Genomic DNA, 16,021 nt, shown 5'->3' with positions numbered 1-16,021 from the left:
CATGACCCGCGAACAACTCGAACGACAACTGCATCAGTCGGCCAACCGGCCCGTACAGCCCGTGCGGATGCGCGGCTCTGCTTTGGCCCACTTCGACTTTAGCGGGCTCGACCTGACCGATGCTGATTTTAGCTTCTCCGACCTGTCGGGGGCTAATTTCAGCCGGGCTACGCTCCAGAATGCCAACCTGAGTTTTGCGTCGCTAGTGAATGCCTCGTTTGTAGATGCTGACCTGACGGGGGCTAACCTCAATTTCAGCGGGCTGGCCGGTGCCGACCTGACCGGTGCCAACCTGACGGGGGTATCGATGTCGTTTACGGGTCGGGCGCACAACGTGGAGCGGGCCAAGCTCCCGGCCACGCCCATCACACTTACGTATCTGCTCAAAAAACCCGTTTGGGGGGTCTTGATCGGGATGGTGTTGGGGGCCTTGCTCATGTATGGCGTGAGCGGCATTGTGTATTTCACTAACCTGATTGCCACATCCAGCAACAAACTCATTGCCGACCTGAACCGGTTCATTGTCTGGCAGAATCTGACCGAGGGGGTCACGGTGTTTTTGCTGGTCTACTTCATGTCCGATTGGTTAGACCGGGCCGTTCGGCGTATCTGGCTGCGGCATCTGTTGGTTAGCCTCGCCATTATACCCGTTTACGTGACTATGGCCTGGGTCACGTACACATTGTTTGGAAAAGAGGTGTTCAAACAACTCGCCCGGCAGGCCACGCAACAGCCAATGAGCACCCAATCGGCTCCCTGGTACCTCTACGTGTTAGGGGGCTTACTCGTGGGTAATCTGTTTCTGTATGTGCTCCGGCAGGGGCGGCAGTTGTCGCGCAAAATAACCGAGCAGGAGTTTGAACTGCTTAACCTCGAAAAGCTCAAAACGCAGGCCGAACTCGACGCGCTTCAGGCCAAAATAAACCCGCATTTTCTGTACAATGCCCTCAATAGCATTGCCAGTCTGGTGCACGACGACCCCGACAAGGCCGAAGAAATGACCCTGCTGCTGTCGAAGCTGTTTCGGTACTCAACCGGTCGTGATGGCACGCATACGAGTACTCTTGCCGATGAACTCGACATGGTACGCACCTATTTGCAGGTGGAGCACGTGCGTTTCGGCGACCGGCTTCAGTTTGGTGTTTCGCTGGCCGACGAGTCGCTTAATGCGCTGAAAGTACCCCAGTTTTTGTTGCAGCCCATCGTGGAGAATGCGGTGAAGCACGGTATCAGCAAACGGGCCGGGCAGGGGCGAATCGACGTTAAAATTTACCAGCAGGACGACTGGGTATTTCTGAGTGTACACGACAACGGCCCGGCGTTTCCCGAAGAAATGGGCAGCGGCTATGGGCTGCGAAGCATTGGGGAAAAACTTCGGCTCCTCTACGGCGACGATGCCCGCGTCGAACTCCAGAACGAGCCGTACAAACAGGTGCTGCTCGGAATTAAACTCAACAGATTGACAACGAACAGTAAGTAGTATGCAGTGGCAGTAAGCAGTAACAGTGAACAACGAACAGCCCACTGCCACTGTCACTGCCCACTGCCACTATTTACTGCCACTGCTCACTGCCACTGCAATATGACCTTCCCTCTAAAAACGATTCTGATTGACGACGAAGCATTGGCTATTTCGCGCCTGAAACGGCTATTGGGCAAACAACCCGATGTGTTTACCGTGATTGGCGAAGCGGCCAACGGGGCCGAGGGGTTGGCTCTGGTTGAAGCCCAACGGCCTGATGTGATCTTTCTCGATATTGAAATGCCTCTGCTCAACGGGTTCGAAATGCTTGCCCGCCTGACCTATATGCCGCTCGTCATTTTCGCGACGGCTTACGACCAATACGCTATTCGGGCGTTTGAAGAGCACTCCATCGATTACCTGCTCAAGCCCATTGAAGGCGAACGGCTGGAGCGAACGATTCATAAAATCCGGTCGGTGGTGGAGCTGGGGAGCCGGTCAGAAAGTGCCAACCACTTTCCCAATGCCGACAATCTGTTCAAGTTGCTCGAACGGATGCAGCCCAAAAAGGAAATTCACTCGATTTCGGTCAAAACGGGCGACAAAATCAAACTCATTCCGCTGCCCGATATTGCGTTTTTCGAGGCTGAAGACAAGTATGTATTCCTCTCAACTACTGATGGACAGAAGTTTCTGACCTCGTACACCATCACCACCCTGGCCGAGAAACTCCCCAATACGTTTGTCCGAATCAGCCGTTCGGCGCTGGTCAACGTGCACCGTATCAGCGAGGTGGTGAAGCATTTCGACGGTAAGTTTCTGATTGTTCTGAGCGACAAAAAAAGTACCAAACTCACCAGTGGCTCAACCTACGCCGATGCCGTTAAAAGCTTGCTGGAGATTTGATTGTTTTTGAGTAATTGGGCAGAATTAAATGCATAATGAATAACGAAAAATGTATAGTGAAAGGGTTGATTATCAGTAGATAAGTCAGTTGTTCATTGTGTATTCTATATTATCATTTAAAATGAGTGGCTGGCTCTCCGGTTTTAGATTAACGTGAATTATGCATAATGGCTGACGCACGGGCCTTCGACAGGCTCAACCGCACGCGGGCCGGGCTGACCGCAAATTTGTGAGCTGCCCGTCAGCCTGAGCCTGTCGAAGGCCCTTGCGTCAGCAACTACTTGTATAACAGGAATTTTGCAATGTGTCTTATCCATAACTCACATTGGATTAAGCGCAAAGGAGCACTCAGTTTTAACCAAAAACCTTAAACCAGGCCGTTGGCCCAGGCTTTCAGCCGCGAGCCGGCTTCGCGGAGCATGGCGTCGTCTTTGGCAAAGCAAAAGCGCAGCATCCGGTAGTCGCGCCGGTCGTGGTAAAACACCGATAGCGGGATAGAAGCTACCCCAATTTCGTGGGTCAGGCGGATGGCCAGTTCAGTGTCGGGCTCGTCGGTGAGGTGCCCGTACGCGAGTGTCTGGAAAAATGTGCCCTCCGTTGGGATGTACCGAAACGGCGAACCGGCAATGGCGTCGAGGAACGTATTTCGTTTCTGTTCGTAAAAAGCCGAAAGGGTCTGGTAGCGTTCGGGCTCTTGCAGGTACCGGGCAAGCGCATACTGCATGGGCGTCGGAACGCTGAACGTTACAAACTGATGGATTTTCCGGAACGCGGCCGTCAGGACTTTGGGGGCGAGGCAGTACCCAATTTTCCAGCCCGTTACGTGGAATGTTTTCCCGAACGACCCACACACAAACGTCCGCTCGCGCAGGCCGGGGTGGGTCATGAGCGAGTGATGTTGCCGGCCCGCACCGGTGTCCTGATCGAATACGATGTGTTCGTATACCTCATCGCTGATAATGAGTAAATTGTGCGCTTCAGCAATGGCGGCCAGTTGATTTACATCGTCGCGGGTCCAGACGCGCCCCGTCGGATTGTGGGGCGTATTAACCATTATGAGCCGGGTACGCGGGGTGATTTTGGCCCGAACCGCATCCCAGTCAATGGCGTAATGGGGTGGAGCCAGCGACACGTACACCGGTACCCCGCCGTTCAGTTCAATGGCCGGTACGTAGCTATCGTAAGCGGGCTCAAAGACAATTACCTCGTCGGGGCCACCGCCCGTACCCGTGGCCTGTACCACCGTTGAAATAGCCGCGAACAGAGCCTCGGTTGCGCCTGAAGTCACCGTAATTTCGTCGGCCGGGTGGTAATCGACCTCGTAATCGGCCTGTATCTTGCCTGCAATGGCTTCCCGAAGGTCGGGCACGCCCGGCATGGGGGCATACTGATTATGGTGTTGCGCCATAGCCTCGGTCACAAGTGCGAGCAGGGCCGGGTCGGCTGGGAAACTCGGAAATCCTTGTGATAAGTTGAGGGCACCGGTTTGGTTAGCCAGCGCCGACATGACCGTGAAAATGGTGGTGCCTACATGGGGAAGTTTGTCGGGTAGGGTAGGTAGGGGGCCGTTAGCGAGCATGGCGGATCAGAACGACTTTTTTCCCTGTTTCGTAATGCGGTCCTCCTTTCGATACGGCTGGTTTCACGGCCTGGAATCCGGCAACGGCCACTAGGGCCATTACCCACAGAACCACAAACAAACGGGCAAATGGGTTCAGCGGGGCGGTTTGTTTTTCGATCAGTTCCATAAGCTGGCAGTAACGATGGGCGACACGCGTAGGGTCACAGGATGATTGGTATTGTCCCTATTCCAGATAGAGTTTTAGTATTTATACTCTATTGAAGTAGTATTCTATTGCAAAGAAAGGTGTTTTTTGTAATTGTTCATGTCTATAAGATCTTAAAATGTGAGTAAATACTGAGTGACTTGAGTGAGTGGCGTCAAAAAAGAGCTGTCATCTCTCCAAACGAGATGGACAGCTCTTGCAGGCATACCCGCAAACCTTGTAGGTCTTTGAGACCTGTACCTTTTCCCCTCACTGGCACTTGAGCGCGGCAAGGGCGGCTTTGGCGTTGGCAAGGTCGGTGGTGCTGGTGCCGGGGCATTGCTCGCCCGCTTGTATGTAGGCCGTGAGGGCGGCCCGGTAGGCGTCGCAGTTGGTTTTGGTGAACGTAGCCGCGTAACCTTGGGCCGCGCTAGATACCGCCGAGGCCCGGCTGGCAAGCCCATCGCAGCCCACCGGAGCCACTTCATCCTGTTTTTTACAATTCGTCAGCCAAAGCACACTACCGATCAGCGATAGCGACAAAAAACGTTTCATACACCAGAGAGAATTAGGTTTATTCGTGAAAAAGGTGCGGAAAGTTGTCGGGATTGCAACCGATAAACGAAGATCATCCCCGAAGTATTGAGTCTCTTTGACGCGACTGACCGAACGGTGTTACCTTTGTGGACTGACCCACAATTTTATGCACTATCTACTGACGGCACTTCTTCTTTTTCTGTTTACGGGCAGTTTGGCGCAAACGCCCACCCTCACACGAGGGCCCTACCTGCAAGTGGTCACGTCTACGGGCATAACCATCCGCTGGCGCACCAATGTTCCCACCGAAACACGGGTTTGGTACGGAACCACACCCAATAGCCTGACCCAGTCGGTCGAAGATAAAACCCCGGTTACCGAGCACGTTCTGTCGCTCACGGGGCTCAGCCCGGCCACCCGCTACTACTATGCCATTGGGCAGGCCGATACCCGGCTGGCGGGCGATGCGGGCCATACCTTCAAAACAGCCCTGCCCCCGGGCGACACCCGCCCGTTTCGGATCTGGTCGCTGGGCGATTTTGGTGATGGTACCCCCAACCAGATGGCCGTGTACGAGCAGTACCGCAAGGCAACCGCTAACCAACCCGCCGAACTCTGGATCTGGCTCGGCGATAACGCCTACTGCTGCGGTACCGAAGAAGAGTTTCAACGCTATGTGTTCGATGTGTACCCTGAGCACCTCCGAAGCTTGCCTTCGTACGCTACCCCCGGCAATCACGACTACGCCGATCAGAACCAGAAATTCGATAGCCCGTATTTCAATATTTTCAGTTTTCCGCAAACCGGGCAGGCTGGCGGGGTGCCCTCCGGCTCCAAAATGTACTACTCGTTCGATTACGGCAATGTGCATTTTGTATCGCTCGATTCGTTTGGGATGGAGGGTGGCCAGTGGGCCCTCTACGACCCCTCCAGCCCACAGGTGCGCTGGCTCGAACGCGACCTGGCCGCCAATAAACAGCCCTGGACGGTGGTGTTTTTCCACCATCCGCCCTACACCCGCTCGGCCCGCGACTCCGACGTGGAAATTGTGCTGCAACACCTGCGCGAAAACCTGACGCCCATTCTGGAGCGGTACAACGTCGACATCGTCATGAGCGGTCATAGCCATACCTACGAACGCTCGTACCGGATCCGCAATTTTCAGGGTAAAGCCAATACCTTTAACCCGGCCGTTCACCTGGCCGAAACCACCACCGGCCGGTACGATGGGTCGGCCAACTCGTGCCCTATACTCACCAAAGGCCAGGGTACGGTGTACGTGGTCAACGGGTCGGGTGGTGCTTTGGGTGGTCGTTTTGCGGGTAACCCCGATCACCCGGCTATGGCGGCTACGCACCGTAACCCCGGCGGGTCTATGATTCTGGACGTTAACGACAACCGGCTCGACGCGCAGTTTGTAGCGGCCGATGGCGTGGTGCGAGACCGGTTCACGATCATGAAAAACGTAGGCAAAACCGAGTCGTTGCGGCTCAACTACGGCGATACGCTGCAATTGCGGGCGTCTTGGCCGGCCCCCCGGTACAACTGGACCGAAGCCGGCCAAACCGAGCGCACGGCCCGGTATGTGGCCCGGCAGGCGGGCACCTTCACCGTGGCCGTGACCGACGAGCAGAGATGTCTCCGCGACGAGTTCAACCTGACAGTACAGGCTCCTACCGCCACCGAAACCTTTGCCGAGGGGCAGTTGCGGGTATTTCCGAACCCTACTACGGAGTCGGTACAGCTCGAACTAAGCCTGAACAAACCGCAGGAAAGCACCATCGACGTGGTAGATGCCGCAGGGCGGTCGGTGCAGCATATCGTGCTCCGGTCGGCCCTCACGCATCAGCGCCGGATTACGCTGCCCCAGCCGGGCGTGTACACTATTCGGGTGCAGGTAGGCGGCACGGTGCTCAATCGGCGGGTGGTGCGTCAGTAAAAACTTCGGTTTCCGCTCCGTACTTTTGTCGTTTACTTTATTTAGTTTTTAGTTCTTAGCTTTTAGTTTCTGGCGGTTGGCGTTCCGGTTTTGGTGGTCTTTGGTCCGCCTTAACGATTCACACAAGGTTCCGTTCGTGAATCCGTTGCCTTGTAAGTAGTGGATCAGAATCAGTTTAGATTTTGCTTTGTCATTCCGACGCAGGAGGGATCTTACAGTCAGTCAATTAGAAAGATCCCTCCTGCGTCGGGATGACAAAAACGTCTATTTTAAGTACTTCAGTTTAATTCTGCTTGATTACTTAAGTGAATGAACAATGTAAAATGGATAATGAATAATTGGTTTCTCTGCTGATAATCGGCTCCATCATTATACATTTTGCCCTATACATTTACTCAAAACTATAAACCCTACTAATTACCCCACTCTGTATGCTTCGTTGTGTTTTGGCCCTTTGGCTGTTTGTGTCTGTATCGGGGGGAGTGTTTGCCCAGACCGAAAATACATATAACCTGATTCCGTTTCCGGCGCAATTTGCGGGGCAGGATGGGCAGTTTACCCTGACGGCCTTCACCCGGATTCTGGCCGCGCCCAAAGACGCCAAACAACAGGCCGCTGCCCAACTGCTGTCGACGCAGCTTCGCACGGCTACGGGCTTGCCCGTAACAGTAATGGCGCCAACGCCCGCCTTTGCTAAGGGTAAGCACATTGTTTTTCAGGCGCATACGGGTGGCCGTTGCGGGTCCGAGGGCTACCTGCTCCGCGTAACGCCCGACCGTGTCACGGTTGAGGCCGAAACGCCCAAAGGGTATTTCTACGCCGTGCAAACGCTGTTGCAACTGCTGCCTACCGAAGCCTTCAGCCCCAAAACGGTGTCGGGCGTGACGTGGGCCATGCCAGCCTGCCAGATTCTCGACCGGCCCCGCTACGCCTACCGGGGGCTGATGCTCGATGTAAGCCGCCATTTCATGCCCGTGGCGTTTGTGAAGAAGTATATCGACCTACTGGCCCGGCACAAAATGAATACGTTTCACTGGCACCTGACCGACGATCAGGGCTGGCGCATCGAAATCAAAAAGTACCCCAAACTAACGCAGGTGGGTAGCACCCGTACCGAAACGTTGGCCGGGCATTACGGCGAAAATTATCCCTTCCGGTACGACGGGCAGCCCCATGGCGGCTTTTACACCCAGGAGCAGATCAAAGACGTGGTTCGGTACGCGGCCGCCCGGCACGTGACCATTATCCCCGAAATTGAACTGCCGGGTCACGCGTTGGCGGCTATCTCGGCTTACCCCGAACTGTCGTGCGAGCCCACCAAACGGTACGAAGTAGGCAAAATCTGGGGTGTGTACGAGGATGTGTACTGCCCCACCGAAAAAACCTTTACGTTTTTGCAGGACGTACTGACGGAGGTGATGGCCCTCTTTCCGGGTAAATACATCCATATCGGGGGCGATGAGTGCCCCAAGGAAGCCTGGAAAAAGAGCGCCTTTTGCCAGAACCTGATGAAGCAGCAGAAACTCAAAACCGAGGAGGAGCTGCAAAGCTATTTCATCCGCCGGATCGATAAGTTTGTGACCGCCAAAGGCCGCGCTATTATCGGCTGGGACGAAATTCTGGAGGGCGGCCTGGCCCCCAACGCGACCGTGATGAGCTGGCGCGGTACCGAGGGCGGTATCGAAGCGGCCAAACAAAAGCATACGGTTGTGATGACGCCGGGTGCGTTTTGCTACCTCGACAAGTATCAGGGCGAACCCACGCAGGAGCCGCTGGCAATTGGGGGCCTGCTGACCGTTGAGAAAATATATGGGTACGAACCTACCCCCGCCGAGCTGACGCCGGAGCAGAAAAAATACATTCTGGGCGTACAGGGCAACGTCTGGACGGAGTACATGAAAACCCCCGAACAGGTGGAGTACATGAGCTACCCACGGGCTATTGCCCTGGCCGAAATTGGCTGGATGCCCGAGGGCCCGCGCAATTTCGAGGACTTTGCCGTGCGGCTCAAAAACCACCTCCGACGACTCGATTATCTGGGCGTCAACTACAGCAAGCGCCTGTTCGATGTGCGGGCCACTACGCAGTTTGGCAATGAGGGCCAATTGCAGGTGCGTCTCGAAAAATCGGATTCCGACAGCAAGATTTATTATACCACCAACGGTCGGCAGCCTAACACGAGCTCAACCGAGTATATTGGGCCCATTACGCTGAACAAAACCACTACGCTCCGGGCCGTGACCACAACAGGGGCCACTCTTAACGAGACGTTTGTGATTCACCGCGCCAAGGGGAAATCGTACACGAGCAATCTGGTAAAACAGGTAGACCCTGACGGCCGCAAACTGACCGATGGTGAAGTGGCTCAGGGGCCGCAAAGTCAAACCGAGTGGGTCGACTCGTGGGGGAATGACCTGGAGGTCACAATTGACCTCGGCGAGGTTCGTTCAGTAACAAAGGTATCGGCGAATTTCCTCAAACGGATTCCGTATCGGATATTCCCACCGACATCGGTCGAGATTGCCCTCAGCCGCGATGGTAGCGATTTCAAGGAGGCTATTGCCCAGCCGGTCAATGTACCCCTCGAAGGAACCTGGGCGGTGGTGCCGGTTGTGGCCGATTTCAAAACGGCCAAGGCGCGCTATGTGCGGCTCAAGGCCAAAAACGCGGGTAAAGCCCCGGTGGGTCATCCCGAAGCCGGTAAGTCGACCTCGATTGAAATGGACGAAGTTATTGTTGATTAAGTGGGCAAAGCCCCAGGGCTGCCTACCCGCTTCTTTTTTCCACTTGACACCATGCCTCATACCTCATTCGCCACCTTTACCGAATCGCTTCGGCGCCGATTGCAGCAACCTTTACCCGGCGAGGCTGCACACCGGCGCATGATGTCGGGGTCGCGGCAGCGGATGAGTGTGCGCCCTAACGAGAAAGCCCGGCGGAGTGCGGTCCTGATTTTGTTTTACCCGTACCGGGGCGAAATCTACCTGCCGCTTATTCTGCGGCCCATTTACGACGGTGTACACGCGGGGCAGATGGCGTTTCCGGGAGGGCGTATGGAGCGTACCGACGAAAATCTGATCCGAACGGCGCTGCGCGAGGCTCAGGAGGAAATTGGTATCCGGGTGACAGATGTGCAGGTACTGGGTCAACTGACGGAGCTGTATATTCCGCCGAGCAACTTTTTTGTGCAGCCCGTGGTGGGGATTATGCCACACCGCCCCGATTTTTACCCCGACCCGCGCGAGGTGGAGGAGGTGGTAGAAGTGCCTTTGGCTACGTTTCTGGACGAAACTATTGTGGGTGATACCCAGATTGAGGTACGGGGGGTACTGATTGATGCCCCCTTTTTTCAGATTCAAAATCACAAAGTATGGGGGGCTACGGCCATGATGATCAGCGAATTGCTGGCGGTAATTGCCTCGGCCGAAATACCCCAGCAAGGAACCTAACACCCGAATGTCTTTTCTGAATCAAACTGCTATTGTAACCGGTGCCGGCCAGGGTATCGGGTTTGCCATTGCCGAGGGCCTTTGCCAGCAGGGGGCCAGCGTGCTGCTCAATGACTTAGACGAAACGCTCTGTTTTGAAGCGGCCGAGCGTATCCGTCAGGCAGGGGGGCGTTGCGAAGCGTTACCCGGCGATGCCGCCCAGGTGCCCTTTATTCAGCAGTTGGTCGATACGGCCGTTGACCGGTTTGGTGGAGTCGATTTGGTGGTTGCCAACGCAGGCCTGACCCTGTTCGGTGATTTTTTCTCGTACGACCCGGCCCATTTCGAGCGGGTGCTCAACCTGAATTTGCGGGGTAGTTTCTTTCTGACGCAGGCCGCAGCCCGGCAAATGCGTGAACAGGGGCGGGGCGGTAGCGTGTTGCTGATGTCGTCGGTCGTGGGGCATCAGGCGCACCCCGGTTTGGCGGCCTACGCCATGACCAAAGCGGCTTTGGAAATGCTGGCTAAAAACCTCGTGCTCGACCTGTCGCCCCAGGGTATCACCATCAACGCATTGGCACCCGGTGCTACCCAAACCGAGCGCACCCTTGACGACCCGGCCTACGTACCCATCTGGTCGCGGATTACGCCCATGGGCCGCCCGGCAACTGTGGCCGACATGACCCATGCTGCCCTGTTTTTGCTTCACCCGGCCTCGCGGCACATCACCGGCCAAAGCCTCGTTGTCGACGGTGGCTGGACGAGCGTTAGCCCCCCGCCAACCCCGTAGAGCCGCAATATCTTGCGGCTCACTCGCGCCAGCCCAAAGTTGGATTGGAATCTGGCATCCTATTTACGGGATTTTACAAGACCCCTATTGCGGCTCACTCGCGCCAGCAATGATCCAGAGTTTACGTTTAACGCGAACTGTGAGTTTTATTGAGAAATGCTCTTGATTAACAGCGAGTTGTATAAAAATGCTGGCGCGTAGCCCTTCGACAGGCTCAGGGTGACGGTCAAATAGAACCAAATTAGTCAATTAGATTCAAGTTCTGGGTCTCTCTGAGCCTGTTGAAGGTGTCGAAGGGCTATGCCGCACCGGCGTACCGGTCAGCTTCTTACAACCTAAAAAATCGAATAGTTCGCGTTACGTTTACTTCCGTCCCAGCGTGATGAGTACCACGCCCGCTACCACGATGCCCGCCCCAATGAGCGATTGGCTGGTGAGAATTTCGCCGGCAAACAAGGTGCCGAGCAACATCGCCACCACAGGGTTAACGTAGGCGTAGGTCGACAGGAGGGTAGGGGGCGCGTTGCGGGCTAGCCACGCATACGACGAAAACCCGATGATAGACCCAAAAATGACCAGATACCACAACGAGCCAATGGCTTTGGTAGGGGCATCGACAATACTAAACAGCGTAACCGGCTCGGTCAGGAGGCTGACCGTGAGCAGGGCTGCCGCACCGGCCAGCATCTGAATACCGCTCGACATAAACGGTGAGGGTAAATTGAGTCGGGGCGACATGAGGGTGCCCATAGCCCAGGCCAGGTTTCCGATCATGATAAGTCCGGCCCCAATGAGGTTATGGTCGGCCGAACCGCCCTGCAATTTATCGGGCTTGATCAGAAAATAGACGCCTACAAAGCCGAGTAAAAGGCCCGCTAATGCCAGATTCGAGGGGCGGGTTTTGCCAAACGACACCCAGTTGAGCGACAGCAAAAACACCGGCAGAGTGCCCGCAATGAGCGCGGCCATACCCGTTGGGATGTGCTGAATGGCAATGGTCAAACATCCGTTGGCAATGCCCAGCAGCAGAATACCAACAGCCCCTGCTGAGCGAATCTGGTTCAACGTAGGCCGGGGCGTGCCCGTTACGCGGGCGTAGGTGTACAGGAGCGTACCCGCCACCAAAAACCGCATCGACGCCATGTAGAGCGGAGGCATCTGTTCGGTCATAAAATGGATAAACAGATACGTTGACCCCCACAGAATATAAACCGAAGCGAGGGCCAGCCACAGCGTCAACCGACGGGGCTGTGCGGCAATTGGAGAAGCAACAGACTGCATACCTAAAATTGTACTTTCCTAAGCAACACACAGGCTGGGGGCTTTGGGTTCCATGATGATCTATATTTTTTGAAGTATGAGTAAATGGCAAACCGCGCCGGGTTTGTCGGGCGAGGGTCGCGGGCAGTCCGCCCTTTTTTTCGTATCTTTGTCCTTTATTTCTGAGGAAAATACGCGATGAGTATACAGCAGGAGATTGCCCGTCGGCGGACGTTTGCCATTATCAGCCACCCCGACGCCGGTAAAACCACCCTCACCGAAAAGTTGCTGCTTTTCGGGGGAGCCATTCAGGTGGCCGGGGCCGTAAAATCGAACAAAATCAAGAAAACGGCCACCTCCGACTTCATGGAAATCGAGAAGCAACGGGGTATTTCGGTGGCTACGTCGGTAATGACGTTCGAGTATAACGATCTGAAAATTAATATTCTCGATACGCCGGGCCACAAAGATTTTGCCGAAGATACGTACCGCACCCTTACGGCTGTGGATAGCGTTATTCTGGTTATCGACTGCGTGAAAGGGGTGGAGGAACAAACCGAGCGACTCATGGAGGTATGCCGGATGCGCGATACCCCCGTGATGATCTTTGTGAACAAGATGGACCGGGAAGGCAAAAACCCGTTCGACCTGCTCGATGAACTCGAAGAAAAACTGAACATCCGGGTGCGCCCATTGGCATGGCCCGTCAACATGGGGCAGAACTTCAAAGGGGTGTACAGCCTGATTGATCAGAAACTGAACTTCTTTAAGGTAAATAAAACCCGGCTGGAAGACGATGTACTCGAAATCGACATCAACACGCCCGTACTCGATGAGAAAGTAGGCCAACGCGATGCCGATCAGCTCCGCGAAGATGTTGAACTGATTGAGGGTGTGTACGACGCTTTCGACCGGGAAGCTTATCTGAACGGCAAACTGGCGCCGGTATTTTTTGGGTCAGCGGTAAACAACTTCGGGGTGAAAGAGCTGCTCGATGCGTTCTGCTCGCTCTCGCCTGAGCCCGTAGGTCGGCCTACCGACAAGCGCCCCGTAACGCCCGACGAGAAGCGGTTTACCGGGTTTGTGTTTAAAATCCACGCCAACCTCGACCCCCGCCACCGCGACCGGATCGCTTTTCTGCGTATCTGTTCGGGTAAGTTTGAGCGTGGTAAGTTTTACCACCATACCCGGCTCGACAAAGACGTGCGGTTTAGCAGCCCGTTCAGCTTCATGGCCGATGCCAAAGCCGTGATGGACGAGGGTTTCCCCGGCGATGTGGTGGGCCTGTACGATACTGGTAACTTCAAAATTGGCGATACGCTCACCGAGGGCGAAGACCTGCAATTTCAGGGCATTCCGAGCTTTTCGCCCGAAATTTTCAAGGAGCTTATCAACCTCGACCCCATGAAGTCGAAGCAATTAGACAAAGGGATTGAGCAACTGACCGATGAGGGCGTAGCACAGCTGTTTACGCTGCAACCCGGCAACCGCAAGATTGTGGGTACCGTGGGCGAACTTCAGTTTGAGGTAATTCAGTACCGGCTCGAAAACGAGTACGGGGCCAAATGCCGCTGGGTGCCGATGAATTACACCAAAGCCACCTGGATTACGGCCGAAAACCCGGTAAAGCTAACCGAGTTTATCCGGCTTAAAGGCAATCAGATTGGTTACGATAAAGACAAAAATCCTGTTTTTCTGGCTGAGTCAGACTGGATTCTGCGCATGAACAGTCAGAATAACCCCGATATTCAGTTCCATCAAACCTCGGAGTTTAAAACGAGTGAGGTGTATTAGAGGGGAAAAAGAAGGAAGGGAGAAAAGGAGAAGGGTCGGCTGAGGCTGACCCTTCTTTGTTACAAACCTGTAAACCATCCGACCAGATGGTTTACAGGTTGGGTCATTGGAAAACCCCTATTGGGGTAAAACGGGTCTGGCACATGACCTGAGCTATTGACAGGCAGCCCCGACGGGGCAAAAGACGTTGGTGCGTTGGTAAGCGAATCAATTCCTGACAAGGCAATATCTGTATGAACAAATAACCGGACCAACAGCCCCTCCAATCACTGCAACTTTTCGCCCAAACTGGCAGTTAGCCAACTAAACGTTGCCCCTTTTCTGTGAAGACATTTGCCCATTTAGCTCACCTCAACAAGTACCTCGCCAAATACAAGTGGTACCTGATTTGGGGAACGGTTTTTACGTTTGTCTCTAACCTGTTTGGTATCTTCCCGGCCCAACTGGTTCGCTACGCGCTCGATCTGGTGAGCGAAACCCTCGATATTTATTATCTCTACGCTGGCTCAGGGCTACAGTCGGCTTTGTACGACATTTTTGCCTTTAGTATTCTGCTTTACGGATTCCTGATTCTGGGGCTGGCCCTGCTCAAAGGCTTCTTTTTGTTTCTGGTGCGGCAAACGCTCATCGTGATGTCGCGCCATATTGAGTACGACCTCAAAAACGAGATCTACGATCATTACCAGACCCTGCCCCTGAGCTTTTACCGGCAGCACAATACCGGCGATTTGATGGCCCGTATTTCGGAAGACGTAAGCAAGGTGCGGATGTACGTAGGCCCCAGCATTATGTATGGGGTGAACCTGCTGGTTTTGTTTGTGCTTGTAATTGGCTACATGGTCAGCATCAACGCCCGCCTGACGGCCTATGTCCTGTTGCCGTTGCCTATTCTCTCAATTGGTATTTACCTGGTTGAGAACATCGTTATTTCGCGTTCTGAAGAGATTCAGCGGTCACTCTCGCGCATGAGTACGTCGGTACAGGAGGCTTTTTCGGGGATTCGGGTGCTTAAGTCGTTTGTGCAGGAAGATGTGTCGGCGGCTAATTTTGAGCGCGAAAGCAACGAATACCGTCAGAAATCGCTCCGGCTCACGATGGTCGATGCCCTTTGGCAGCCTATGACCGTAATGCTCATTGGCCTCAGCAACGTGCTGGTGGTGTATGTGGGCGGGCAGGAGATTCTGGCCGGGCGGCTCACACCGGGCAACATCACGGAGTTTCTAATCTACGTGAATATGCTTACCTGGCCCGTAATGGCTTTGGGCTGGACTACAAGTCAAACCCAGCGGGCCGCGGCTTCGCAGCAACGGATCAACGAGTTTCTGAACGAGAAAACGAACATTGTTTCGCAGAAAAATCTGATACGCGAAATCGAGGGTGAAATTGAGCTGCGTAATGTCCGGTTTGTGTACCCCGATTCGGGCATTGTGGCCCTGAAAAACTTCTCGCTCCACGCACGTTCGGGGGAGAGTGTGGCTATTCTGGGTACTACGGGTTCGGGCAAAAGCACGTTGGCTAATCTTATCACCCGCATGTACGACGTATCGGCCGGGGAGGTGCTCATCGACGGGCGGCCTATCAGCGATTACAACCTGACCTCGTTACGCGAGCAGATGGGCTACGTGCCGCAGGATGTGTTTCTATTTTCTGATTCCATCAGCAACAACGTGCGTTTTGGCAAGCCCGACATGCCGCAGGAGCGCGTAGAAGAGGCCGTGCGCGATGCCGACCTCTACGGCAACATTGTGGGCTTCCCCGAAGGATTTGAAACCCGGATTGGCGAGCGGGGTATTACGCTATCGGGCGGGCAGAAACAGCGTCTTAGCATTGCCCGTGCTATTGCCCGCGACCCTAAAATTCTGATTCTCGACGATTGCCTTTCGGCGGTCGATACCAATACCGAAAACATCATTCTGAACAACCTTAAGCGGATCATGGCCGACCGGACGTCGGTAATTATTTCGCACCGGGTGTCGTCGGCCAAACTTGCCGACCGGATTATTGTGCTCGACGACGGTAACGTGGTGGAGCAGGGTACGCACCATGAACTGATGGCGCTCAACGGCACCTACCGCGAGCTGTACGACAAGCAGTTGCAGGGCGAAGAAGTTTGATTTTTTTAGCGCGTGTGTAGGCTGC

Annotated in this window: 12 protein-coding genes; 8 read left to right on the top strand and 4 right to left on the bottom strand. The window is 54.7% G+C overall.

Annotated elements, in window-relative coordinates:
- Window position 1 precedes the first annotated feature (1 nt).
- A complete protein-coding gene (locus F5984_RS11720; RefSeq protein ID WP_152124419.1) occupies window positions 2-1,480 on the top strand; it encodes a histidine kinase in 1,479 nt (492 codons plus the stop codon).
- Window positions 1,481-1,582: 102 nt separating this feature from the next.
- On the top strand, window positions 1,583-2,368 hold the full coding sequence (locus tag F5984_RS11715) for a LytR/AlgR family response regulator transcription factor (RefSeq protein ID WP_152124418.1): 786 nt from the start codon (window positions 1,583-1,585) through the stop codon (window positions 2,366-2,368).
- A gap of 367 nt (window positions 2,369-2,735) precedes the next feature.
- Here F5984_RS11715 and F5984_RS11710 read toward each other — a convergent pair whose 3' ends face one another.
- From F5984_RS11710 to F5984_RS11700, 3 genes are all read right to left on the bottom strand, one after another.
- On the bottom strand, window positions 2,736-3,947 hold the full coding sequence (locus F5984_RS11710; protein WP_152124417.1) for a methionine aminotransferase: 1,212 nt from the start codon (window positions 3,945-3,947) through the stop codon (window positions 2,736-2,738).
- Window positions 3,937-4,116: a hypothetical protein gene (locus F5984_RS11705; RefSeq protein WP_152124416.1), complete on the bottom strand. Its 180-nt coding sequence runs from the start codon at window positions 4,114-4,116 to the stop codon at window positions 3,937-3,939. The genes F5984_RS11710 and F5984_RS11705 overlap by 11 nt, the downstream gene beginning before the upstream one ends.
- Before the next feature lie 288 nt (window positions 4,117-4,404).
- Entirely contained in the window at window positions 4,405-4,689 is a 285-nt protein-coding gene (locus tag F5984_RS11700; RefSeq protein WP_152124415.1) for a hypothetical protein, read from the bottom strand.
- Window positions 4,690-4,837: 148 nt separating this feature from the next.
- Between F5984_RS11700 and F5984_RS11695 the strand changes: the two genes are divergently transcribed.
- The 4 genes from F5984_RS11695 (at window position 4,838) to F5984_RS11680 (ending at window position 10,828) form a co-directional block, all read left to right on the top strand.
- On the top strand, window positions 4,838-6,610 hold the full coding sequence (locus F5984_RS11695; RefSeq protein ID WP_152124414.1) for a metallophosphoesterase: 1,773 nt from the start codon (window positions 4,838-4,840) through the stop codon (window positions 6,608-6,610).
- Between the two features lie 431 nt (window positions 6,611-7,041).
- Complete coding sequence (locus F5984_RS11690) at window positions 7,042-9,354, top strand: glycoside hydrolase family 20 protein (protein WP_152124413.1); 2,313 nt, start codon at window positions 7,042-7,044, stop codon at window positions 9,352-9,354.
- A 51-nt stretch (window positions 9,355-9,405) separates the two neighbouring features.
- On the top strand, window positions 9,406-10,059 hold the full coding sequence (locus tag F5984_RS11685; RefSeq protein ID WP_152124412.1) for an NUDIX hydrolase: 654 nt from the start codon (window positions 9,406-9,408) through the stop codon (window positions 10,057-10,059).
- Window positions 10,060-10,066: 7 nt separating this feature from the next.
- Window positions 10,067-10,828 carry an SDR family NAD(P)-dependent oxidoreductase gene (locus F5984_RS11680; RefSeq protein WP_152124411.1) on the top strand — a complete coding sequence of 254 codons (762 nt, stop codon included), beginning with the start codon at window positions 10,067-10,069 and terminating at the stop codon, window positions 10,826-10,828.
- 363 nt (window positions 10,829-11,191) lie between these two features.
- Here the strand turns inward: F5984_RS11680 and F5984_RS11675 are convergent, their stop codons facing one another.
- Window positions 11,192-12,109: an EamA family transporter gene (locus tag F5984_RS11675; protein ID WP_152124410.1), complete on the bottom strand. Its 918-nt coding sequence runs from the start codon at window positions 12,107-12,109 to the stop codon at window positions 11,192-11,194.
- Window positions 12,110-12,286: 177 nt separating this feature from the next.
- On the opposite strand from F5984_RS11675, the gene F5984_RS11670 reads away from it, so the two are divergent.
- Both F5984_RS11670 and F5984_RS11665 read left to right on the top strand, forming a co-directional pair.
- Window positions 12,287-13,882, top strand: coding sequence for a peptide chain release factor 3 (locus F5984_RS11670; protein ID WP_152124409.1), 1,596 nt, complete (start codon window positions 12,287-12,289; stop codon window positions 13,880-13,882).
- 323 nt (window positions 13,883-14,205) lie between these two features.
- Entirely contained in the window at window positions 14,206-15,996 is a 1,791-nt protein-coding gene (locus F5984_RS11665; RefSeq protein WP_152124408.1) for an ABC transporter ATP-binding protein, read from the top strand.
- Window positions 15,997-16,021 lie beyond the last annotated feature (25 nt).

It is taken from the genome of Rudanella paleaurantiibacter (assembly GCF_009184635.1).
Taxonomy (GTDB): Bacteria; Bacteroidota; Bacteroidia; order Cytophagales; family Spirosomataceae; genus Rudanella; species Rudanella paleaurantiibacter.
The sequence above is the reverse complement of the archived record's forward strand: the minus strand, read 5'-3'. Positions and strand labels throughout refer to the sequence as shown.

What these genes read in the sequence shown, in the direction of transcription:
- F5984_RS11720 (WP_152124419.1), top strand. Translation starts at nt 2, where the DNA reads ATGACCCGCGAACAACTCGAACGACAACTGCATCAGTCGGCCAACCGG.
- F5984_RS11715 (WP_152124418.1), top strand. Translation starts at nt 1,583, where the DNA reads ATGACCTTCCCTCTAAAAACGATTCTGATTGACGACGAAGCATTGGCT.
- F5984_RS11710 (WP_152124417.1), bottom strand. Translation starts at nt 3,947, where the DNA reads ATGCTCGCTAACGGCCCCCTACCTACCCTACCCGACAAACTTCCCCAT.
- F5984_RS11705 (WP_152124416.1), bottom strand. Translation starts at nt 4,116, where the DNA reads ATGGAACTGATCGAAAAACAAACCGCCCCGCTGAACCCATTTGCCCGT.
- F5984_RS11700 (WP_152124415.1), bottom strand. Translation starts at nt 4,689, where the DNA reads ATGAAACGTTTTTTGTCGCTATCGCTGATCGGTAGTGTGCTTTGGCTG.
- F5984_RS11695 (WP_152124414.1), top strand. Translation starts at nt 4,838, where the DNA reads ATGCACTATCTACTGACGGCACTTCTTCTTTTTCTGTTTACGGGCAGT.
- F5984_RS11690 (WP_152124413.1), top strand. Translation starts at nt 7,042, where the DNA reads ATGCTTCGTTGTGTTTTGGCCCTTTGGCTGTTTGTGTCTGTATCGGGG.
- F5984_RS11685 (WP_152124412.1), top strand. Translation starts at nt 9,406, where the DNA reads ATGCCTCATACCTCATTCGCCACCTTTACCGAATCGCTTCGGCGCCGA.
- F5984_RS11680 (WP_152124411.1), top strand. Translation starts at nt 10,067, where the DNA reads ATGTCTTTTCTGAATCAAACTGCTATTGTAACCGGTGCCGGCCAGGGT.
- F5984_RS11675 (WP_152124410.1), bottom strand. Translation starts at nt 12,109, where the DNA reads ATGCAGTCTGTTGCTTCTCCAATTGCCGCACAGCCCCGTCGGTTGACG.
- F5984_RS11670 (WP_152124409.1), top strand. Translation starts at nt 12,287, where the DNA reads ATGAGTATACAGCAGGAGATTGCCCGTCGGCGGACGTTTGCCATTATC.